The following is a 19952-nucleotide window of genomic DNA, read 5'->3' as shown; positions in this document are numbered from 1 at the left end:
GCCAAACGCGCTCAAACGCCTACCGGACGAATCGGAATGGTGCGGCTTCCGCCCTCGCGACGCTTGGCGCCGCCTTCGCCGTAACGGCTTTGCACATAGCGATCAACCAAGGCCGTGAACTCGGAGGCGATGTTGTCGCCCTTGAGGGTAACATCCTTTTGACCGTCGACGTAAACCGGCGCCACCGGCACTTCGCCGGTGCCGGGCAGCGAGATGCCGATATCGGCCAGCTTGCTCTCCCCCGGGCCGTTGACCACACAGCCCATCACCGCCACCTTCATGTCTTCCACGCCCGGGTATTGCAAACGCCATACCGGCATCTGCGTGCGCAGATACGTCTGAATCTGATCCGCCAGCTCCTGGAAGAAGGTGCTGGTGGTGCGGCCGCAGCCCGGACAAGCGGTCACCAGCGGGGTAAAGCTGCGCAGGCCCATGGTCTGCAGCAACTCCTGCGCCACCACCACTTCCTTGGTGCGCGCCTCGCCCGGCTGCGGCGTCAGCGAGATGCGGATGGTGTCGCCTATGCCTTGCTGCAGCAAGATCGCCAACGCGGCGCTGGAGGCGACGATGCCCTTGGAGCCCATGCCGGCCTCGGTCAGGCCCAGGTGCAGCGGGAAATCGCAGCGGCTGCCCAGATCGCGGTACACGGTGATCAGGTCCTGCACATTGCTGACTTTGCAGGACAGCAGGATCTGCTCGGCCGGCAGCCCCAGTTCCATCGCCTTGTCGGCGGACTCCAGCGCGGAAACGATCAAGGCTTCGCGCATCAGCCGCTCCAAGGGCAGCGGCTGGGCGACGCGGTTGTTGGCGTCCATCATTCTGGCCAGCAAAGCCTGATCCAGGCTGCCCCAGTTGACGCCGATGCGCACCGGCTTGCCGTATTCGATGGCGGTGCGGATCATGAAGGCGAATTTGTCGTCGCCCTTGGCGCCCTTGCCCACATTGCCCGGATTGATCCGGTATTTGGCCAGCGTGCGCGCGCAATCGGGATATTCCTTCAGCAGGCGATCGCCGTTGAAATGGAAATCGCCGACCAAGGGAACGGCACAGCCGGCATCGTCCAGCCGTTGGCGGATTTCCGCCACCTTGGCCGCCGCCTCCGGCGAGTTGACGGTGATGCGCACCAGTTCCGAGCCGGCTTCCGCCAGCTCCAGCACTTGCCGCACCGTGGCCGCCGCGTCCGCGGTGTCGGTGTTGGTCATGGACTGCACCACCACCGGAGCGTCCGATCCTACAATGACATGCCCCACCCTAGCCTGCAGGGTGGGGCGTCGCGCGATGTTCACGCTATCCATTCGCTACCTTGAATTACTTGAGTTCCAGCTTTGCCGTGGTGCCGCGGATCTTGTCCGTGAGGTCCACCGCTTGGCCATTGAAATTCACCGCCACTTGCGAGGCGTTGCCGATCACCAGTTTGAACGGCGGCGTACCGACCGCTTCCTGGGTGCTGCCCGGCTGCAAGGTCTGGAACACCAGCTTCTTGCCGGTGGCGTCCACCACCGACACCCAGGCTTCCGCCTCCTTGACCGTCAACACCAGCTTGCCGCTGGCTGCCGCCACGCCGGCGCTGGCCTGCGGTTTGGCGAGCGGCGGCGCCGACAGGACCGGGGCGCTGGCCACGCTGGCCACGCTGGCCACGCTGGCCGCCTTGACCGGCTGCGGCGCGGAGGCCGGAGCGGGCGCAGGAGCGACAGCCGGCGCCGAGGCGGGCGTCTCCGCGACGAAGGCGGCGGGAACGGAAGCCTCGCCCGTCGGCGCCGAAGACAGTTCGGTCGCCATGGCTGCGGACGCGTCCGCGGCCGCCCGGCCTTCGCCGCCACGGCTGCTGGCCAGCCACGCCACGCCGCCGCCCAGCGCCGCCACCACCAGCAAGCCTACGATCCATTTGCCGGAAGATCCGCCCTCGTCCGACGCAGGCGTCTCGCCGGAATGCCCGGGCGCCTCGTGCGCGCCGTCGCGCACCAGATTGGCCACGTCGTTGACCGCGGAAGGAAACTGCCTGTCCAGCGCATGCATCAACGGTTCGGGGTCAATCTGCAAAAAGCGGGCGTAATTACGGACAAAGCCGCGCACGAAGGTCGCGCCCGGCAAGATTGTGAAATCGTCGCGTTCTATCGCCTCCAGCTGCCGCATCGACAGTTTCAGCCTATCCGCGACTTCCCCCAAACCCATGCCTGCCGCCTCTCGGGCGGCTTTCAGCCGGGCGCCGACGCTGGAACCCGTCGGTTGTCCCTGTTGTTCGAATTGTTGCTCCATCCTCAGCTTCCACTCAACAGCAGTTGTGTTTCTTTGGAATCCGGATAGCGGTTCTTGAGCGCGACGGAACATTCGCTCTCCAACGTCCTGTTGCCGCTTTTGCGCCCGATCTGCACGCCAAGCCACAGGTCGTCGGCTTGCAGCGCCGCGCCCTTGCCCATCCGTTCGAAATAGAAAGCAGCCAATTTGGCATTACCCAGCCCAAGATGCAACTGTGCTAATTCCCGCAACGCGGGCGCGAAATTGGGCGCGGCGCGCAGCGCCGCCAGCAAGTAATCATTGGCCTGCTCTTGATTGCCGGCCTTGGCGCTGCAATGCCCCAGGTTCAAATAAGCCGTCTGAGGCGAATCATACAGCGGGTTGGCCAGCGCTTTCTGAAAATAGGACAAAGAATCCTGCAGCCGGTTTCGGTCGCACAGAAACAAACCGTAATTATTGTTCGCTTCCGGGTTGTTTGGATCCAGTTGCAGGGCTTTGCGGTAATTGGCTTCGGCGGGCCCTTCTTCGCGCAGCTGGGTCAAAACATAGGCGCGGGACACATAGGCCGGGACATAGGCCGGGTCCGCGGCGACGGCCAGATCCGCCGTTTCCAGCGCCACTTTGTAGTTGCCGATCTTGGCGTATTCGATCGCCAGCTGGCTGCGTATCGTCGCCAGCTCGCGCGACGTTTCAGGATCGGCGGCAAATGCGGTTGAACTCACAGCCATCCATAAGCAGGCCATCAACCCCATTTGCCGTATCGTCATTGCTTATTGTCCTCTACGAGCTGCATCCATTTGGCTTGACGGCGGGTTTTGTCCATCACCTGGCCGGCCAGCTGGCCACAGGCGGCGTCGATGTCGTCGCCGCGCGTTTTCCGCACCGTCACCACATAACCGCGCTCCTGCAGAATTTCGCGGAACGCTCGAATCGCATTATTGCTGGAACGCTCGTAACCCGAGTTCGGGAACGGATTGAACGGTATCAGATTGAACTTGCACGGCACGTCCCGCACCAGTTCCAGCAGTTGGCGAGCATGTTCCGGCCTATCGTTGACACCGTCAAGCATCACGTACTCGAAAGTGATGAAGTCGCGCGGCGCCTTTTCCAGATAGCGCTGACAGGCCGCCATCAGCTGCGCCAGCGGGTATTTCTTGTTTATAGGCACAATCACGTCGCGAATGGCGTCATTGGGCGCGTGCAGCGACACCGCCAGCGCCACCGGGCATTCTTCGCGCAGCCTGTCCATCTGCGGCACCAGGCCGGAAGTGGACAGGGTCACGCGTCTGCGGGACAAGCCGTAGCCGTGGTCATCCAGCATGATCTGCATCGCGCTGACCACATTGTCGAAGTTGGCCAGCGGCTCGCCCATGCCCATCATTACCACATTGGACACCACGCGTTCGTTCTTGGGCGTAACGCCCATCGCCTTATTGGCCCACCACAGCTGACCGATGATTTCCGCGGTGGACAGATTGCGGTTGAAGCCTTGGCGGCCGGTGGAGCAGAACGTGCACTCCAGCGCACAGCCTACCTGGGATGACACGCACAAGGTGCCGCGCTCATCCTCGGGGATGAAGACGGTTTCGACGCCGTTGCCGGTGCCTACGTCGAGCAGCCACTTGCGGGTGCCATCACTGGACGCCTGCCCGGTCATCAGCGAGGGGACCTTTACTTCGGCGCGCTCATGCAGCTTGGCGCGCAGGCTCTTGGCCAGATCGGTCATCGCGTCGAAGTCGGCTTCCGCCATCTGGTGCATCCAGCGCATCACTTGCTTGGCGCGAAACGGTTTCTCGCCCATTTCGGCGAAATGCCGGGTCAGCTGGTCCAGATTGAAGTCGAGCAGGTTGGTTTTCATGCATTCCTCGGGATAAAGCAAAGGCGGTGTGGACGACCGCCTTTTAGACGGAGCCCGTCCATGACGACGGGCTCCGCAAACAACGGAGTACTCTTTAGAGATTAGCGGGCGCTGATCTCGGATGCAGCAAAGAAATAAGCCACTTCGATCGCGGCGTTTTCCGCGCTGTCGGAACCATGAACGGCGTTGGCGTCGATGGAGTCGGCGAAATCGGCGCGGATGGTGCCGGCTTCAGCCTTCTTCGGATCGGTCGCGCCCATCAGTTCGCGGTTTTTCAGCACGGCGTTCTCGCCTTCCAGCGCCTGGATCATCACCGGGCCGGACACCATGAAGTCAACCAGGTCCTTGAAGAACGGACGTTCTTTGTGCACGGCGTAGAAGCCTTCGGCTTCGGCGCGGGACAGTTGCTTCATCTTGGCGGCCACGATTTTCAGGCCGGCGGATTCGAAACGATCGTAGATTTTGCCGATGACGTTTTTACCAACGGCGTCCGGCTTAACGATGGACAAGGTGCGTTCAATTGCCATATAAATTCTCCCAAACATCAAGACAAGTGGCTAAACTTGAGTATTATGCAGCCACTCGGGTTACCCAATTTTGACGAACCCGATATTTTAGCAGTGTTTTCAACCATGTGCTGCACATTTCTCAAGTCTCACGGACCATGCGCGAACAAAATCAACAAGACCCCGACAAGACCGGCGGCGAGGCCGAACTCAACAGCAAACTGAAAAAGCGTTTGCTGATCGCCGGCGGCCTGGTCGCCGTGGCGCTGGCCGCCATTCCGCTGACCGACAGTTTCAACAAACCCAAGGTGGAAATGACCGCCAGCAGCCAGAGCCCCAGCTCCGGCAAGATCATCAAGCCCGCCTCCGCCCCGGCGGAAGCGCCGCCGGCGCCCGCGCCCGCCAGCGCGCCGACGGCGGAAAGCAGCGCGCCCGCGACGGAGCCCGCCGGCGCGCCGCAAGCGCCCAGCGTAGCCAGCCCGGCCAGCCCGGACCTGGACAAGACTCCGGCCGTGGTCAACAACCGCCCGCCGGTCCATGCCGCCGCGCCGGCACCGGCGCACGAGCGCGCGGCGGCGAAAGCGCCTCCCGCGCCAAGCGCCGCAGCGGCTCCGCCGCAGACGGCAGCCGCCAAAGCCGCGCCGGCCGAAGCCGTCAAGGCCGCCCCGCCCGCCGCCGCCATCGCGGCGGACAAGCCCGTCGCGCCGGTCAAGGAAGCCCCAGTCAAGGCCAAGCCGGCCGGCAGCTCCATCGGTTATCAAGTCCAGCTGGGCCTGTTCTCCAGCATCGGCAATGCCGAAAAGCTGGTGAAGGAGCTGAAACAGCACGGCATCCCGGCCCACACCGTCACCCGCGTGCAGGTCGGTCCGTTCAAGAGCCGCGCCGAAGCCGACGAAACCATGGAGAAGTTGCGCGGCCTGGGTTATGCGCCCTTGCTGGCGCCCGCCGGACAATAAGACGAAATAAAAAAAGCCCTCTCCGCAATGCGGAGAGGGCAAGCTCTGAACTCACTCAAACAATCGGAACGGAACGCACCGCCGCGCGCGGCGCGGCCCAAGCCGCGAAGACCGGCCAGCGGCCCTCCGCCCCATCCCTTTTGTCAGCGCATTCTCGCCGGCCGGCCCCCAAGACTCAAACAATCTCAAAGCAGGCTCAAGCCGCACCCCCCATGTGAAAAACCCTCTTCGCCGGCGAAGAGGGTTGATGCGTCCAATCCTTTCCGGCCGTCAACTCCAGTCCAGAATCACCTTGCCGCTCTGGCCGGACAACATGGCGTCAAAGCCCTGCTGGAACTCCGCCACCGGGAAGTGGTGGGTGATGATGGGGGTGATGTCCAGACCGGACTGGATCAGGGCCACCATCTTGTACCAGGTCTCAAACATTTCGCGACCGTAGATGCCCTTGATTTCCAGGCCCTTGAAGATGACGTGGTTCCAGTCGATGGCGGTGTCGGCCGGGGGAATCCCCAGCAAGGCCACTTTGCCGCCGTGGTTCATGGTGTCCAGCATCTGACGGAAGGCCTGCGGGTTGCCGGACATTTCCAGGCCGACGTCGAAGCCCTCGCTCATGTGCAATTCGGCCATCACTTGCTTGAGGTCCTGCTTGGCCACGTTCACCGCGCGGGTCGCGCCCATTTTGCGCGCCAGTTCCAAGCGGTATTCGTTGACGTCGGTGATCACCACGTGGCGCGCGCCGACATGGCGCGCAATCGCCACCGCCATGATGCCGATCGGACCCGCGCCGGTGATCAACACGTCCTCGCCCACCAGGTTGAAGCTGAGCGCGGTGTGCACCGCATTGCCGAAGGGGTCGAAGATGGACGCCAGATCGTCGGAAATGTCGTCCGGAATCGGGAAGGCGTTGAAGGCCGGAATCACCAGATACTCGGCGAACGCGCCCTCGCGATTGACGCCCACGCCGAAGGTGTTGCGGCACAGGTGGCGGCGGCCGGCGCGACAGTTGCGGCAATGGCCACAGGTGATGTGTCCTTCGCCCGACACGCGCTGGCCAATGCTGAAGCCCTGCACTTCCGAGCCGATGTCCTCGATCACGCCGACGTATTCATGGCCGACGTGCATCGGCACCGGGATGGTTTTTTGCGCCCAATCGTCCCAGTTCCAGATATGAATGTCCGTTCCGCAGATCGCGGTCTTGCGAATACGGATCAATAGATCGTTGTGGCCGATTTCCGGCTTGGCCACATCGGTCATCCACAGGCCGCGCTCGGCCTTCAGTTTGGATAATGCTTTCATTGCTGTTCCTATCCGCCGCGGCGCCCTCTTGGGCGCGCGGCGCTACGCCTCAGATCACGCCGAGCTCGCGGCCCACTTTGATGAAAGCCGCCACCGCCAGCCTAACCTGTTCTTCGCTGTGGCGCGCCGACATCTGGGTGCGGATACGCGCCTTGCCCTTGGGCACCACCGGGAAGGAGAAGCCGATCACGTACACGCCCTCTTCCAACAGCTTGGCCGCCATCTCGCCCGCCAGCCGCGCATCGCCCAGCATCACCGGCACGATGGGATGCTGGCCCGGCACCAGGGTGAAGCCGGCCGCGCTCATTTCCTGGCGGAACACTTCGGCGTTGTGGCGCACCTTGGCGCGCAGCTCCGCGCCTTCCCCGCCCTTGAGGATGTTCAGCACTTCCAGGCTGGCGGCGGCGATGGCCGGGGCCAGGGTGTTGGAGAACAGATACGGACGCGAACGCTGACGCAGCAGATCGATGACGGCTTTGCGGCCGGACACATAGCCGCCGGACGCGCCGCCCAGGGCCTTGCCCAGGGTGCCGGTGTAGATGTCGATGCGATCGGCCACGCCGCACAGCTCCGGCGTGCCGGCGCCGCTGTCGCCGATGAAGCCGACGGCGTGGGAATCGTCCACCATCACCAGCGCGCCGTGGCGTTCGGCCACTTCGCACAGGGTTTTCAGATCGGCGATGATGCCGTCCATGGAGAACACGCCGTCGGTGACGATCAGCTTGAAGCGCGCGCCGGCCTGCTCGGCGGCGACCAGCTGCGCCTCCAGATCGGCCATGTCGTTGTTCTTGTAACGGAAGCGCTTGGCCTTGGACAGGCGCACGCCGTCGATGATGGACGCGTGATTGAGCTCATCGGAAATCACCGCGTCTTCTTCGCCCAGCAGGGTTTCGAACACGCCGCCGTTGGCGTCGAAGCAGCTGGAATACAGAATGGTGTCGTCGGTGCCCAGAAAGCCGGAAATCGCTTGCTCCAGGTCCTTGTGCACTTGCTGGGTGCCGCAGATGAAGCGGACCGAGGCGCAGCCGTAGCCGAAGTCGTCCATGCCCTTCTTCGCCGCCTCGATCAGGCGCGGGTCGTCGGCCAGGCCCAGGTAGTTGTTGGCGCAGAAATTCAGCACATTGCTGCCGTTGCTCAAGGCGATGTCCGCGCGCTGCGGCGTGGCGATCACGCGCTCGGGCTTTTCAAAACCGTCGGCGCGAATCTGCGCCAGCGTGGCTTCTAGGTGGGCTAAGTAGGTTCGGTTCATGACTGTCCTTGTCCAGGGATGACAAAAGAATCACCATTGCGCCGCCGGATCCGCGGCGACTCAAAAACTGGCACCATTCTAGCCCAGCCATTTCACAGCCATCAGTGACAGTTCAATGCGTTTTTCCAAGATACTGTAACCTTGAAAAATTAATACGAACCAACACTGTCACCATAAAATACCGCACGACAACTATCGTCACTTCAAATATTTGGCGATGATTTTTTCCAGCTTCCCGCTTTCGCGCAATTGCTGAAACGCCCTGCTCAGCCTCAGCGCGGTCGCATCCGACATTTTCGGACTGCAGGCCAGATAAATACTGGTGGTTTGCACCTGCAAGGCCTCGCGGATGCTGTCCGTCGGCGTGCCCACCTGTTTGATGGTGTAGTTGGCCACCACGTCATGCACCGCCCAGATGTCCGCCACGCCCGCCGCCAGTTCGCGCTCGGCCTCCTCCGGCGTAGGTCTGACCGAATACCCTATATTGTTTTTTTTCAGATACTCCGCCAACGAGGAGCCCAGCAGCACCACGACGCGCTTGCCCTTGGCGTCGTCCAGCGAGTTCAAGACCACGGGATGATGCGTATTGATGAACAGGGATTGCTTGCTTTCCATCACCAGCCCCACCCAGCGATACATTTTCTCTCTCTCCGGGGAGCGGGTAAAAGGCATCAGGCAGCTGTCCGCGTCTTGCTGCACCTGCATTTGGGCCCGCTTCCAGGGGATCTCCGGCATGCGCACGCCCAAACCAGTCAGTTGCAGCGCCTGGGCCACCGCCTCTGCGGCGATGCCGCTCAATTTGCCGCCCTCTCCTTTCAACACCAGCGGCGGATACTCCACGCTGTAGACGGAGAGCGTCGACGGCTCCGCCGCCAACGCCGCCATGCACCACAAGCCGCTTATCGCCCACCCCAGTTTCATCCCGCACCTCCGCCCGATGCCCATGCCCGTCACAGTCCTTAACATGATTTTTAGTCCAGCCGCCGGCGTTTGCGCACAGAAACCGCGCAGCCGCGGGCTGCGATGCTAAAATCGGCGCCATGTCCTTGCGCGTCCGCCTTATTTCCAGCTCCCTGTCCCTGCTGCTTGCCGCCTGCGCCAGCACCTCGCAACCCGCCGCGGTGGAGTCCGCCGGCTTTTACCGCGTCAAACCGGGAGACACCCTGTTTCGCATTGCCCAGAACCACCGGGTCAGCGTGGCGAACCTGGTGCGCTGGAACGGGCTGAAAGACCCGGGCAGCATCAATGCAGGGCAATTGCTGCGCGTATCGCCCCCCGGCGGCTCCGCGCAAGCCTCCGCCAAGCCCGGCCGTCCGCAGCCCAGCCGGCCCGCGGCCAAGCCTTCCGCCTCCGAGCCCAGCAAGCCCGCGCCTCGGCCGACGGCCAATATCAAGCTGATCTGGCCGGCCAAGGGCCCCGTCATCGCCAAGTTCAACGGCCAGGGCAGCAAGGGCATCGACATCGCCGGCGAGGCGGGCGCCCCCATCCGCGCGGCGGCCGGCGGCAAGGTCACCTACTCCGGCAAAGGCATCCGCAGTTACGGCAATCTATTGATCATCCAGCATGACAATGCCCACCTCACCGTCTATGCTCACAATCAGTCCTTGCTGGTCAAGGAAGGGCAAGCGGTCAAGGCCGGCGACACCATCGCCACCATGGGCAGTTCCGGCACCACCCGGGTCAAGCTGCACTTTGAACTGCGCGTCCGCTCTTCGGCGGTCGATCCCCTGCCCTATCTGACGGACTGAGCCGCACGGCGGCGGAGCGCTTGTCAGCGCCGGCGGCGTACGCGCAAAATACATTCCTTATCTGATGCGCAACCTATCGCCCGGACAGCACGGTTTCCACTGCGCGGGCCCGAAGCGAGGAAGTCGAGAAGGCAAGCCGATGGGGAGATTACTGTTACTTGGCAGCTTGCTGCTGGCCCTTGCCGCCAACGCCCACGCCGCCAAGATCGTCAAGGTGGCCTTTGGCGAATCGCTGGAGCCCTATGTGATGGAGGGCGGCAAGAGCGGGCTTGAAGTGGAGATCGTGCGCGCCGCCTTGCAAGAGCGCGGCTACCGGATAGAACCGGTTTTCTTTTCCCAACCCCGGCTGCCGATGGCGCTGAAGAACAAGGACATCGACGCGGTGGCCACCGTGGGCGAGCAAGCCGGATTGCAAGCCGAGTATTCCGACGTCTACATCAGCTACGAGGATGTGGCCATCACCCTCAGCAGCCGCCGCATCCAGCTGCACCAAGCCAAGGAGTTGGGCGCCTATCGGGTGCTGGCCTTTTCCCTGGCCAGGCAATACCTGGGCGAAGCCTTCAAGGACATGGCCCGAAGCAATCCCAACTACGCGGAAACCGCCAATCAGGTGGATCAAAACCGGCTGCTGTACCGCGGCTCCGTGGACGTGGTGGTGGCCGACCGCAACATCTTCGCCTGGATGAACCACAAGCTCGCCACCCAGTTCAAGGAAAAAACCGCGCCGGTGGACATTCACCGGCTGTTCGCCCCACCGTGTACCGGATGGCCTTCCGCAGCGCCCCCCTAAAGGACGAGTTCAACCTGGGCTTGCGCGCGATACAAAAAAGCGGCGCCTACAAGCAAATCGTGAATCGTTACCAGAACCTCTGAGCGCGATTGCCGATGACAGCAAGATAGCCTAACCTTCACGGTTTGATTCCGCACCGTCCCGCGTACCGTGAAACCGTCCCGTTTGCTGTTTGCCCTTTTGCCCGCGCTGCTGAGCGCCTGCGCCAACGTCAGTCCGCCGGCCCCGGTCGCCGCTCCCGTCGTCGTCGCGCCCGTCCCCCCGAGCCGGAGGCCCCTGCGCCGGCGGTCGAAACGCCGCCCTCGCCTCCGCCGGTGAGCGCGCCGCCGCTCAGGCCCGCCTACAACGATCCGCAGGCCGGCCGCCTGTTGCTCAACCGCCTGCTGCCGGCCAAGATCCGAGACCGCCAGGGCTGGAGCAACGACATGCTCTCGGCCTTCACCCACCTGAAGATCCCCTACACCGCGGAGAATTTCTGCGCGCTGGCGGCGGTGATCGAACAGGAGTCCAGCTGGCAGGCCGATCCCACCGTGCCCAATCTGCCCACCATCGTCTGGGACAAGATCGCCGAGCGGGCCCACGGCTATCTGATCCCGCTGCCGGTGGTCAAAGCCGCGCTGATGAAGACATCGCCCAACGGCAAAAGCTATAAGGCGCGCATCGACAGCCTGCGCACCGAAAGGGAAATGAACGATCTGTTCGAAGACATGGCGCGCGAGGCCAGCAAGCTGGGCCTGCCGATGAGCATGAAGAACCCGATCCGCACCGGCGGGCCGATGCAGGTCAGCGTCGAGTTCGCCGAAGGCCACGTCCGAGTCTGGCCCTATCCCTATCCGCGCAGCGGCAGCGTGCGCCAGGAAGTGTTCACCCGCCGCGGCGGCGTCTACTTCGGCGCGGCCATCCTGCTGCAATACCCTGCGCCTTACAGCCAGATGCTGTACCGCTTCGCCGACTTCAACGCCGGCCGCTACAGCAGCCGCAACGCGGCCTTCCAAGCCGTGATGGAGAAACTCAGCGGCAAGGACCTGACGCTGGACGGCGACCTGCTCAGCTACAAGGACGGCAAGGTCTACCCCAGCACCACCCAGAGCGCGGTCATCAGCCAGGGCGGCAAACTGGGCATGGGCCAGGGCGAGATTCTGCGCGACCTGAAACTGGAAAAAAGCGCCGCCTTCGGCCAAAGCGAGCTCTACCGCAAAACCTACGCGCTGGCGGACCAGCGCTTCGGCAAGCCCGCGGCGCGCGAACAACTGCCGCAGATCGATCTGAAAAGCCCCAAGATCACCCGCAAGCTGACCACAGAGTGGTTCGCCAAGCGCGTGGACGGCCGCTATCAGAGCTGCCTGGCCCGCGCGCGTTGACCTCAAAACCGCCGCGATTATAATCCCACGTCATCACCCGCCGGCGCCGCTCCCGACGCCGGCGCCGGGCGAGCCTGGCTCGTCCGGCACAACAAGGCGAATTCATTCATGCGCACCACGCTCTCCTACTTCACCGGCTCGCTGCTGTTCAGCGTCGTCGTGCTGGCCGCCGCCGGCTGGTACGGCTTCCAGCTGGGCGGCCCCACCATGGCCAGCTCTTTCCTGGTCACCGCCCTGGTGCTGGCGATTCTGGAAACCAGCGTTTCCTTCGACAACGCGGTCGTCAACGCCAGCGTGCTGCAGGCGATGAGCTCCTTGTGGCGCAAACTCTTCATGACGGTGGGCATCGCCGTCGCCGTGTTCGGCATGCGCATCCTATTTCCGCTGCTCATCGTCGCCGTCGCCGGCGACACGCCCTTGCTCGAGGCCTTCTCCATCGCCACCCGCGAACCGCTGCGCTACCAGCAGATCATGCACGACTCGCATCTGATGATCATGGGCTTCGGCGCCACCTTCCTGCTGATGGTGGTGGTGGAATACTTCGTCAAAAAGGAAAAGGACGAACACTGGCTGCCGGCCGTCGAGCCGCTGCTGGCCCGATTGGGCTCGGTTGAAAACGCGCAGTCGATGATCGCCATCCTGTTGATCGCGCTGGTGGCCGCCGCCATTCCCGCCGGGCAGAAGATGGAGTTTCTCAGCAGCTGTTTCTGGGGCTATGTGGTGTTCATGGCGCTGCATGTGTTCAAGCAGCTGTTCGGCGGCATGGACATTCAGACCGCCGCGGCCAAAAACGGCCTGATCGGCTTCGTCTATCTGGAAACGCTGGACGCCAGCTTCTCCATGGACGGCGTGATCGCCGCCTTCGCCATCACCAATAATTTCTGGCTGATCGCCGCCGGGCTCGGCATAGGCGCGATGTTCGTGCGCTCCATGACCATTCTGCTGGTGGAGCGCAACATCATCGGCCAGTTCAAATACCTGGAGACGTCCGCGTTCTGGGCCATCGGCGCCCTGGTCGCCATCATGTTCGCCGCCGCGCTCCACGTAGAGCTGGGCGAAGTGCTCACCGGCCTGATCAGCGTCGCCATCATCGGTCTGGGCATCGTCACCAGCCTGCCGGGGCGCAAGCGCCGGCGCGACTGAAACGCCCGCTCCGCCATGCAAACAGGCCTGGAATCCAGGCCTGTTCGTTATAGAGCGGCGACGGCCTTGCGCCGGCGCGCCTTGCTTCAGCCGTGAAACCGACTTTTGTTAGCCGCTCTTATCCGTCAAAGCCGATAACTGGCTCCCGTCATCAGCTTGGCGGACAGCTTCATCGCCCCCTTGACCGGAGCCGGCAATGGGGCCGCGCCCAGATCGTGGGCCATGTCCGCATGCTTCAATTCGTCGTCGCGCATCTGCTCGACGATGGCGCGGCTCTTGGCGTCCGCCTCCGGCAACAGCTTCAGATGGCTGTCCAGATGCGCGCCCACCTGTTGCTCGGTTTCCTCCAGAAAGCCCAGATTCCACTTATCGCCCAACACCCCGGCGGCCACGCCTATCGCCAGCGAACCGGTGTACCACAGCGGGTTGAACACGCTGGGCCGGCCGCCCAGCTCGCGAATGCGCCGCTCGGTCCAGGCCAGATGCTCCACCTCCTCCTGCGCCGCTTGGCACAAGGCTTCGCGCGCCTGCGGCGTGCGCGCCGTCAGCGCCTGCCCCTGGTATAAAGCCTGGGCGCACACCTCGCCGCAATGGTTCACCCGCATCAGGCCCAAAGCGTGCCGCTTCTCCTCCGCAGCCAGCTCCGCCTCGCCCAGCGCCGCGTCAGGATGCGGCCGCAGGCTTTGCGCGGAAGCAAACAGGGTGCGCAGCCCCTTGTCGAACTCGACGATCCATTTGTCCAGCATCAATCGCTCTTTCTCGCGCTCACTCAATCGCCGGCGATTATACCCGCCCGATACGCGACGCGGCAGCTACTGCTATAATTGCGCGGTTTATCGAAACATTGTGTTCAACACGCTCAACAAGGATTCCCTGATGGATCTCGCTAGCATCGGCCCGGGCAAAGACATGCCGGGCGACTTCAACGTCGTCATCGAAATCTCCGCCAACGCCGCCCCGATCAAGTACGAATTCGACAAAGACTGGAACGCGCTGGTGGTTGACCGCTTCATGGGCACCTCCATGATGTATCCGGCCAACTACGGTTTCGTGCCGCAAACCCTCGCCGGCGACGGCGATCCGGTTGACGTGCTGGTGGTGACCCCCTTCCCGCTGCCTCCGGGCGTGGTGGTGCGCTGTCGCGCGCTGGGTCTGATCAAGATGGAAGACGAGTCCGGCGTTGACGCCAAGCTGGTGGCCGTGCCGGTGGAAAAACTGTGCCCGATGTACAAGTCCATCCAGAAACTGGAAGACCTGCCGGAACTGCTGCGCAACCAGATGGTGCACTTCTTCGAACACTACAAAGACCTGGAAAAAGGCAAGTGGGTCAAAGTGCAAGGCTGGGGCACGCTGGACGACGCCAAGACCGAACTGGTCGACGGCATCGCCAACTTCGAAAAATAAGCGCTCGGCGCTTATCCCAAGACAACCGGCGCGCGTCGCCGGTTTTTTCATGCCCGGCGTTTGCCTCCGCACATTCGCCAACGCTGATATTGCAACGCAATATGCCATCATTATTTGCTACAATCGCTGAGGCTTGGACACCGCGGCCGCCCGCAGTTAGAAAAGCAAGTGATTGTTACTAAATACCATAAATAATTCTTTTACCCGTCGCCGCATTGCAGGTATCGTTCCATTAGAACCTGCGACGGCCCCGCGGGCTAAAGTAAAACAAGGCCTTGCGGCTGAAAAGCGGAATGCGCATACGGCAGATAGGCGCTTCGAAGGGGTTCTCAAAGACCGTACGCCGGCGCGCGGCGGATCGTGAACCGCTTCCGGGTGCCCGCCCGCGTCCAGGACCGCAATGCCCCGAACATGGCCCCATGCCCCGCCGCCTGTCGTCGCCATGGCGTCGGGCAGCCCAACCGGAACCATAGTGACCTATATCGCCCAAGGCTCAGCACCGCAACTCCACTGGCTCCAGCAGCGCCTGGCCAGCCGGGGTTTGCCCGCGTCCGCCGGCGCGAGCGGTCCGCCGTCCTGGCTGCCTGGCGATTGGCAAGGCTTTTACCTGTCTTCCGGCTGCTGGATCAATATCGACCCCCTGCATCAAGCTCCGCTGCCTCCCCGCCTGCGGCTCTGCCGCAAGCACGAGGTCCAGTTGCTGGAGCTGGACGGCGCCTGGCAGGCGCTGGGCTCGGACTTCGGCTTCATGCTGTTGCTGGGCGCCGACCGCGCGCCGACCGCCGACGCCTTGGCCTTGCTGGACGCGCTGGCGCCGCTGCCGGCCGCCTGGCTGCGCTGCGGCCCGACGGGCAGCGCGCGCTACACCCGCCAGGTCTGGGAAGCGCTGCTGTTCATGCTGAGACGGCAGACGCCGCCCAGCCCGGCCACGCAAACCGCGCCGGACTGGGAAACCGGGCTGCGCGGGCAATGGCGGCTGTGGGAACAACTGGTGCGCCTGTCGCAACGCTATCTGCGGGAACGCAAGCTGCCCGAGGACAATCCGACGGCGCGGCGGGACTTCGCCGAACCGCCGCGGGAGCAAGAACACTACGCCGCCAGCCTGGCCGGGCTGATCGTGCAGGCGGACGGCTGCCAGCAGGCCTGGCGGCAATTATGGGACGACTTCGCCGCCCAAGCTCCGCTGAGCCCCAAAAACTAAAAAGCCCGCGAGAACGCGGGCTTTTTTTCACGACAAGGCCGGAATCAGGCGGCGCTGGTCGCCTTCTTGCCGCGGGCGACGGCGGCGCTGGCGGCCTTGGCGGAGTTGGTGGCGGCTTCCACGCTGGCTTCGGCGATTTCCGCGCTGACTTTCTTGGCGGTCTTGGACACGCTTTCGAAAGCGGCGTTGGAGGTGTTCACCAGGCTTTTCAGAGCGGACACCGCGGCGTCGGAGCCGGCCGGCGCGTTCTTGGACAGACGGTCCAGATTGCTCAGCAGGGTCTGATTGCCTTCGGCGATCTGCTCTTCAACAAAAGCAGCCAGTTCATTCTGGGTGGTCAGCGCGGCGTCGTAGACATTGCGCGCCACGGAGAAAGCCTGATCGATGGACGGCTGAGCCAGGCTGCTCTGCACTTCGGCGAAGGCCTTGGGATCCTTGGCTTCGCTCAGCGCCTTGATCGCCTGGGCGTTGTCGGCCAACAGCTTGCGCGACAGGTCCAGTTGCAGCGCGGCCAGACGCTCGGCGCCGGCCAGCACGATGGAGGAGAAACGCACGGCCTTGTCGAACTGCGACTGGCCGAGAGCGGAGAATTCTTGAGTAGTGGTAAACATGACGACTCCTAAAAAATATCCAAAATTGACAGCTCAGCAACGACAGCGAACTTAACCTGCGCCCTTGATGTTGCATCGCAACAATTGCCATTCTGGCGGGTCGGCTCTCTCGAGTCAAGAAAATGTTGCAATGCACAAGCGGCTAAACCGCTATTTTTCATGAATTTTTGCAACACAAACATTCCAAAGACATTACGGAAACGCGCTTCCTTTCTTCTCCGCGCGACAATTCCCTCAATTGCAACACTTGCCTGCGTCCAAGCCCGCCGCCTCGGCCGATTTCGGCCTTTTGGCCCCAAGCCGAGCAACGCCATTGAAAGCCTGTCAGCAACCCAGTACACTCGCCCCATAGAATAAATCTATCTACATGAAGCCAAGTACAATGAGCCCTGCGGCCAACGCATTCGACATAAAATCCGCCAGCCTGGATCTGCTGGCGCTCTTGCTGCGCACCGACGACCTGGACGAACTGAGCCAGGCGCTGGACGCGCGTTTCGGCACCGGCCACGACGCGCCGGCGGAAGCCTTCGTCCTCGACGTGGAAGCCTTGCCCGCCCCGGCCGAGCTGGATTACGGCCGCCTGCTGCCCATGCTCAGCCGCCGCGGCATCCGCGCGGTGGCCCTGCGCCACCCCAGCACCGCGCTGGCCGGCGTCGCCAGCCAGTTCGGCCTGGCCTACACCAGCAGCGCCACGCCGGCGCGCTCGGCGCAAAGCGCGCCGGAACCCGCCGACAAGCCCGCCGCGCCGGAACCGGCTCCGGCCACCGGCGCCATGATCGTCGACCGTCCTGTGCGCGCCGGCCAGCAAATCTACGCCAAGGGCTGCGATCTGATCGTGCTGGCCATGGTCAGCGCCGGCGCGGAAGTGATCGCCGACGGCAATATCCATATCTACGCGCCCTTGCGCGGCCGCGCTCTCGCCGGCGCGCGCGGCAACGCCGGCGCCCGCATTTTCGCCCGCAGCATGGAGGCCGAACTGGTGTCCATCGCCGGAGTCTATCGAACTATCGAACAAGCCTTGCCCGACAGCATTCTGGGCAAGCCAACTCAAATCTATCTCGAGAACGAGCGCCTGGTCATGACCGCGCTCGGCGAGTAACAAGCCATTATTCAAAGGGATCGACTGTGGCAAAAATCATCGTTGTGACGTCCGGCAAGGGTGGCGTCGGTAAAACCACTACCAGTGCCAGCTTCTCCTCCGGCCTGGCGTTGCGCGGTCACAAAACCGTCGTCATCGACTTCGACGTCGGTTTGCGCAACCTGGACCTGATCATGGGTTGCGAACGCCGCGTGGTCTATGACCTGATCAATGTCGTCAACGGCGAAGCCAGCCTGAACCAAGCGCTGATCAAGGACAAGAACTGCGACAACCTCTACATCATCCCCGCCTCGCAAACCCGCGACAAAGACGCCTTGACGCTGGACGGCGTGGAGAAGGTGTTGAACGACCTGGCCGAAGCCGGCTTCGAATACATTGTCTGCGACTCGCCGGCCGGCATTGAAAAAGGCGCGCTGATGGCGCTGTACTTCGCCGACGAAGCGCTGATCGTCACCAATCCGGAAGTCTCCTCGGTGCGCGATTCCGACCGCATCCTGGGCATTCTGTCCTCCAAGTCCAAGCGCGCGGAAGAAAGCCGCGAGCCGGTCAAGGAACACCTGCTGATCACCCGCTACTCCGCCGGCCGCGTCGACAAGGGCGAAATGCTGTCGGTGGACGATGTGAAGGAGATTCTGCGCGTGCCGCTGCTGGGCGTGATTCCGGAGTCGCAGACCGTTCTGCAAGCCTCCAACTCCGGCACCCCGGCCATCCACCTGAAAGGCTCGGACGTCGCCGACGCCTATTCCGACGTGGTGGCCCGTTTCCTGGGCGAAGAGCGCCCGATGCGTTTCCTCGATGCCCCCAAAGTGGGCATTCTGAAGCGCCTCTTTGGAGGTTAAGTCATGTCCCTGATCGAAATGATCTTTGGCAAGCGCCAGAAAACCGCGGCCATTGCCAGAGAACGCCTGCAAATCATCCTGGCCCACGAACGCAACGGCCGCAGCGCGCCCGACTATCTGCCGGCGCTGCAGCGCGAATTGATGGAAGTGATCTCCAAATACGTCGCGGTCAATCTGGACGACATCAAGGTGCAAGTGGAGCGCCAGGACGACTTCGAAGTGCTGGAAGTCAATATCGTGCTGCCGGAGCACCAGCGCTGAGCCATGACGCTGACCGAACTTCGCTATATCGTCGCGGTGGCGCGGGAGCGCCACTTCGGCCGCGCCGCGCAAAGCTGCTTCGTCAGCCAGCCGACGCTGTCCATCGCCATCAAGAAGCTGGAGGACGAACTGGGCGTCACGCTGTTTGAGCGCGGCGGCCAGGAAGTCAGCGTCACCGAGATCGGCGAACGCATCATCGAGCAATCGCAACGCGTGCTGGAGGAGGCCGAAACCGTCAAACGCCTGGCCGGCGAACATCAGAACGAATTGGTGGGCCCGCTGAAGCTGGGGGTGATTTTCACCATCAGCCCCTATCTGCTGCCGCGGCTGATCCCGGCCTTGCGCATCCTGGCGCCGGACATGCCCTTGATCCTGGAGGAGAACTACACCTCCCGGCTTTCGGAAATGCTCAAGCGCGGCGAAGTGGACGCCATCATCGTGGCCGACCCCTTCGACGAGGCCGGTACCGTGGCGAGCCCGCTGTACGACGAGCCCTTCGTCGTCGCCACGCCCAAGGGCCATCCCTGGGAAAAGCTGGGCGCCATCGCCGCCAATCAGCTGGCCGACGAAAGCGTCCTGCTGCTGACCCAGGGCAATTGCTTCCGCGATCAGGTGCTGCAGGCCTGCAGCGATCTGGCCAGCCGGCAGAGCCACGGCGGCACACTGGCCGCCAATCTGCAGGGCAGCTCGCTCAACACCATCCGCCACATGGTGGCCAGCGGCATGGGCGTCACCGTGATGCCGTCCACCTCGATAGGCCCCACCGACGAATCCTTATTGTCGGTGGTGCCGTTCAAGACGCCGGCGCCGCAGCGCCGCGTGCTGTTGGTGACGCGCAAGCAGTTCTTCCGCAAGAAGGCGATAGACACCCTGCAACAGGCGGTCTTCCGCTCCGGGCTGGAAGGCGTCGCCATGCTGGAAGGCGAAGCGCCGGCACAATAAGCCGGCTCCCGCCCCCAAACGAGACAACCGCTGCGCGCCCTGCCGCAGCGGTTTTTTTCCGCCCCACCACCGCAAGGAGTTTCCCCGTGTCTCAATTGCGCAGCATTGAAATCAAAGCCTTCGTGCCCGCCCGCGACTACGCGCTGTCGCAGCGCTTTTACGCCGATCTGGGCTTCGAGCAAAAGTCGGACAGCCACGGCGTCAGCTATTTCGTCCATGGCCAGTGCAGCTTCCTGCTGCAGGACTTCTATCATCCGCAATTGGCGGAAAACCTGGTCTTGCACTTGCTGGTCGACGATGTCGACGCCTGGCACCGCCAATGGCTGGCCCAGGGCGTCACCGAGCGCTATCCGGCCAAGATAGGCCCGCTCGTGGACCAGCCCTGGGGCATGCGCGACTTCTGCCTGCACGATCCCTCCGGCGTGCTGTGGCGCGTCGGCCAGAACCTGTAAG

General features: G+C 63.2%; 23 protein-coding genes. 12 read left to right on the top strand and 11 right to left on the bottom strand.

Annotated features, from left to right (window positions below; genetic code table 11):
* Window positions 1-11 precede the first annotated feature (11 nt).
* The 5 genes from ispG to ndk all read right to left on the bottom strand — a co-directional run bounded on the left by ispG (window position 12) and on the right by ndk (window position 4620).
* Window positions 12-1295 carry a flavodoxin-dependent (E)-4-hydroxy-3-methylbut-2-enyl-diphosphate synthase gene (gene ispG, locus HQN78_RS00930; protein ID WP_235087366.1) on the bottom strand — a complete coding sequence of 428 codons (1284 nt, stop codon included), beginning with the start codon at window positions 1293-1295 and terminating at the stop codon, window positions 12-14.
* Between the two features lie 13 nt (window positions 1296-1308).
* Window positions 1309-2256, bottom strand: a complete 948-nt coding sequence (locus tag HQN78_RS00925; protein WP_235087364.1) for a helix-turn-helix domain-containing protein — start codon at window positions 2254-2256, stop codon at window positions 1309-1311.
* Window positions 2257-2258: 2 nt separating this feature from the next.
* Window positions 2259-3002, bottom strand: coding sequence for a type IV pilus biogenesis/stability protein PilW (gene pilW, locus HQN78_RS00920; protein ID WP_235087362.1), 744 nt, complete (start codon window positions 3000-3002; stop codon window positions 2259-2261).
* Entirely contained in the window at window positions 2999-4093 is a 1095-nt protein-coding gene (gene rlmN, locus HQN78_RS00915; protein WP_019104100.1) for a 23S rRNA (adenine(2503)-C(2))-methyltransferase RlmN, read from the bottom strand. The genes pilW and rlmN overlap by 4 nt, the downstream gene beginning before the upstream one ends.
* A 101-nt stretch (window positions 4094-4194) precedes the next feature.
* Window positions 4195-4620, bottom strand: coding sequence for a nucleoside-diphosphate kinase (ndk, locus tag HQN78_RS00910; protein WP_107798554.1), 426 nt, complete (start codon window positions 4618-4620; stop codon window positions 4195-4197).
* Window positions 4621-4757: 137 nt separating this feature from the next.
* On the opposite strand from ndk, the gene HQN78_RS00905 reads away from it, so the two are divergent.
* Window positions 4758-5555: an SPOR domain-containing protein gene (locus HQN78_RS00905; RefSeq protein WP_235087360.1), complete on the top strand. Its 798-nt coding sequence runs from the start codon at window positions 4758-4760 to the stop codon at window positions 5553-5555.
* 270 nt (window positions 5556-5825) lie between these two features.
* On the opposite strand, the gene tdh is transcribed toward HQN78_RS00905, so the two are convergent.
* The 3 genes from tdh to HQN78_RS00890 form a co-directional block, all read right to left on the bottom strand.
* Complete coding sequence (gene tdh / locus HQN78_RS00900; protein ID WP_107798552.1) at window positions 5826-6851, bottom strand: L-threonine 3-dehydrogenase; 1026 nt, start codon at window positions 6849-6851, stop codon at window positions 5826-5828.
* Between the two features lie 49 nt (window positions 6852-6900).
* Window positions 6901-8100, bottom strand: coding sequence for a glycine C-acetyltransferase (locus tag HQN78_RS00895; RefSeq protein ID WP_235087358.1), 1200 nt, complete (start codon window positions 8098-8100; stop codon window positions 6901-6903).
* A 198-nt stretch (window positions 8101-8298) separates the two neighbouring features.
* The gene (locus tag HQN78_RS00890) at window positions 8299-9021 is read right to left on the bottom strand and encodes an ABC transporter substrate-binding protein (RefSeq protein WP_235087355.1); all 723 of its coding nucleotides are present in this window, start codon (window positions 9019-9021) and stop codon (window positions 8299-8301) included.
* A 119-nt stretch (window positions 9022-9140) separates the two neighbouring features.
* Here HQN78_RS00890 and HQN78_RS00885 point away from each other — a divergent pair, with 119 nt between their 5' ends.
* The 4 genes from HQN78_RS00885 (at window position 9141) to HQN78_RS00870 (ending at window position 13142) form a co-directional block, all read left to right on the top strand.
* On the top strand, window positions 9141-9848 hold the full coding sequence (locus HQN78_RS00885) for a peptidoglycan DD-metalloendopeptidase family protein (protein WP_235087353.1): 708 nt from the start codon (window positions 9141-9143) through the stop codon (window positions 9846-9848).
* 139 nt (window positions 9849-9987) lie between these two features.
* Window positions 9988-10638: a transporter substrate-binding domain-containing protein gene (locus HQN78_RS00880; protein ID WP_235087351.1), complete on the top strand. Its 651-nt coding sequence runs from the start codon at window positions 9988-9990 to the stop codon at window positions 10636-10638.
* 314 nt (window positions 10639-10952) lie between these two features.
* On the top strand, window positions 10953-11999 hold the full coding sequence (locus tag HQN78_RS00875; protein WP_235087348.1) for a DUF1615 domain-containing protein: 1047 nt from the start codon (window positions 10953-10955) through the stop codon (window positions 11997-11999).
* Window positions 12000-12107: 108 nt separating this feature from the next.
* Window positions 12108-13142 carry a DUF475 domain-containing protein gene (locus HQN78_RS00870; protein ID WP_235087346.1) on the top strand — a complete coding sequence of 345 codons (1035 nt, stop codon included), beginning with the start codon at window positions 12108-12110 and terminating at the stop codon, window positions 13140-13142.
* 125 nt (window positions 13143-13267) lie between these two features.
* On the opposite strand, the gene coq7 is transcribed toward HQN78_RS00870, so the two are convergent.
* Window positions 13268-13888, bottom strand: a complete 621-nt coding sequence (coq7, locus tag HQN78_RS00865) for a 2-polyprenyl-3-methyl-6-methoxy-1,4-benzoquinone monooxygenase (RefSeq protein WP_235087344.1) — start codon at window positions 13886-13888, stop codon at window positions 13268-13270.
* Between the two features lie 130 nt (window positions 13889-14018).
* Here coq7 and ppa point away from each other — a divergent pair, with 130 nt between their 5' ends.
* Window positions 14019-14546, top strand: coding sequence for an inorganic diphosphatase (gene ppa, locus HQN78_RS00860; protein WP_107798544.1), 528 nt, complete (start codon window positions 14019-14021; stop codon window positions 14544-14546).
* A 472-nt stretch (window positions 14547-15018) separates the two neighbouring features.
* Entirely contained in the window at window positions 15019-15747 is a 729-nt protein-coding gene (locus tag HQN78_RS00855) for a hypothetical protein (protein WP_107798543.1), read from the top strand.
* A 44-nt stretch (window positions 15748-15791) separates the two neighbouring features.
* On the opposite strand, the gene HQN78_RS00850 is transcribed toward HQN78_RS00855, so the two are convergent.
* Both HQN78_RS00850 and HQN78_RS00845 read right to left on the bottom strand, forming a co-directional pair.
* Window positions 15792-16358: a phasin family protein gene (locus tag HQN78_RS00850; RefSeq protein WP_107798542.1), complete on the bottom strand. Its 567-nt coding sequence runs from the start codon at window positions 16356-16358 to the stop codon at window positions 15792-15794.
* Between the two features lie 8 nt (window positions 16359-16366).
* Window positions 16367-16708 carry a hypothetical protein gene (locus HQN78_RS00845; protein WP_227104382.1) on the bottom strand — a complete coding sequence of 114 codons (342 nt, stop codon included), beginning with the start codon at window positions 16706-16708 and terminating at the stop codon, window positions 16367-16369.
* 32 nt (window positions 16709-16740) lie between these two features.
* Here HQN78_RS00845 and minC point away from each other — a divergent pair, with 32 nt between their 5' ends.
* The 5 genes from minC (at window position 16741) to HQN78_RS00820 (ending at window position 19951) form a co-directional block, all read left to right on the top strand.
* Entirely contained in the window at window positions 16741-17457 is a 717-nt protein-coding gene (gene minC / locus HQN78_RS00840; protein WP_107798541.1) for a septum site-determining protein MinC, read from the top strand.
* 26 nt (window positions 17458-17483) lie between these two features.
* On the top strand, window positions 17484-18296 hold the full coding sequence (gene minD, locus HQN78_RS00835) for a septum site-determining protein MinD (protein ID WP_048409059.1): 813 nt from the start codon (window positions 17484-17486) through the stop codon (window positions 18294-18296).
* 3 nt (window positions 18297-18299) lie between these two features.
* Window positions 18300-18557: a cell division topological specificity factor MinE gene (minE, locus tag HQN78_RS00830; protein ID WP_019104116.1), complete on the top strand. Its 258-nt coding sequence runs from the start codon at window positions 18300-18302 to the stop codon at window positions 18555-18557.
* A gap of 3 nt (window positions 18558-18560) precedes the next feature.
* Window positions 18561-19499: a LysR substrate-binding domain-containing protein gene (locus tag HQN78_RS00825; RefSeq protein ID WP_107798540.1), complete on the top strand. Its 939-nt coding sequence runs from the start codon at window positions 18561-18563 to the stop codon at window positions 19497-19499.
* A gap of 86 nt (window positions 19500-19585) precedes the next feature.
* Window positions 19586-19951, top strand: a complete 366-nt coding sequence (locus HQN78_RS00820; protein ID WP_227104384.1) for a VOC family protein — start codon at window positions 19586-19588, stop codon at window positions 19949-19951.
* Window position 19952 lies beyond the last annotated feature (1 nt).

Source organism: Chromobacterium sp. Beijing (assembly GCF_021496765.1).
Taxonomy (GTDB): domain Bacteria; phylum Pseudomonadota; class Gammaproteobacteria; order Burkholderiales; family Chromobacteriaceae; genus Chromobacterium.
Note: the sequence above shows the minus strand (reverse complement) of the source record. Positions and strands in the feature narration are given on the sequence as shown.

Excerpts from the sequence above, each read along its gene's own strand:
- ispG (WP_235087366.1), bottom strand. The coding sequence starts at position 1,295 with ATGGATAGCGTGAACATCGCGCGACGCCCCACCCTGCAGGCTAGGGTG.
- HQN78_RS00925 (WP_235087364.1), bottom strand. The coding sequence starts at position 2,256 with ATGGAGCAACAATTCGAACAACAGGGACAACCGACGGGTTCCAGCGTC.
- pilW (WP_235087362.1), bottom strand. The coding sequence starts at position 3,002 with ATGACGATACGGCAAATGGGGTTGATGGCCTGCTTATGGATGGCTGTG.
- rlmN (WP_019104100.1), bottom strand. The coding sequence starts at position 4,093 with ATGAAAACCAACCTGCTCGACTTCAATCTGGACCAGCTGACCCGGCAT.
- ndk (WP_107798554.1), bottom strand. The coding sequence starts at position 4,620 with ATGGCAATTGAACGCACCTTGTCCATCGTTAAGCCGGACGCCGTTGGT.
- HQN78_RS00905 (WP_235087360.1), top strand. The coding sequence starts at position 4,758 with ATGCGCGAACAAAATCAACAAGACCCCGACAAGACCGGCGGCGAGGCC.
- tdh (WP_107798552.1), bottom strand. The coding sequence starts at position 6,851 with ATGAAAGCATTATCCAAACTGAAGGCCGAGCGCGGCCTGTGGATGACC.
- HQN78_RS00895 (WP_235087358.1), bottom strand. The coding sequence starts at position 8,100 with ATGAACCGAACCTACTTAGCCCACCTAGAAGCCACGCTGGCGCAGATT.
- HQN78_RS00890 (WP_235087355.1), bottom strand. The coding sequence starts at position 9,021 with ATGAAACTGGGGTGGGCGATAAGCGGCTTGTGGTGCATGGCGGCGTTG.
- HQN78_RS00885 (WP_235087353.1), top strand. The coding sequence starts at position 9,141 with ATGTCCTTGCGCGTCCGCCTTATTTCCAGCTCCCTGTCCCTGCTGCTT.
- HQN78_RS00880 (WP_235087351.1), top strand. The coding sequence starts at position 9,988 with ATGGGGAGATTACTGTTACTTGGCAGCTTGCTGCTGGCCCTTGCCGCC.
- HQN78_RS00870 (WP_235087346.1), top strand. The coding sequence starts at position 12,108 with ATGCGCACCACGCTCTCCTACTTCACCGGCTCGCTGCTGTTCAGCGTC.
- coq7 (WP_235087344.1), bottom strand. The coding sequence starts at position 13,888 with ATGCTGGACAAATGGATCGTCGAGTTCGACAAGGGGCTGCGCACCCTG.
- ppa (WP_107798544.1), top strand. The coding sequence starts at position 14,019 with ATGGATCTCGCTAGCATCGGCCCGGGCAAAGACATGCCGGGCGACTTC.
- HQN78_RS00850 (WP_107798542.1), bottom strand. The coding sequence starts at position 16,358 with ATGTTTACCACTACTCAAGAATTCTCCGCTCTCGGCCAGTCGCAGTTC.
- HQN78_RS00845 (WP_227104382.1), bottom strand. The coding sequence starts at position 16,708 with ATGGGGCGAGTGTACTGGGTTGCTGACAGGCTTTCAATGGCGTTGCTC.
- minC (WP_107798541.1), top strand. The coding sequence starts at position 16,741 with ATGAGCCCTGCGGCCAACGCATTCGACATAAAATCCGCCAGCCTGGAT.
- minE (WP_019104116.1), top strand. The coding sequence starts at position 18,300 with ATGTCCCTGATCGAAATGATCTTTGGCAAGCGCCAGAAAACCGCGGCC.
- HQN78_RS00825 (WP_107798540.1), top strand. The coding sequence starts at position 18,561 with ATGACGCTGACCGAACTTCGCTATATCGTCGCGGTGGCGCGGGAGCGC.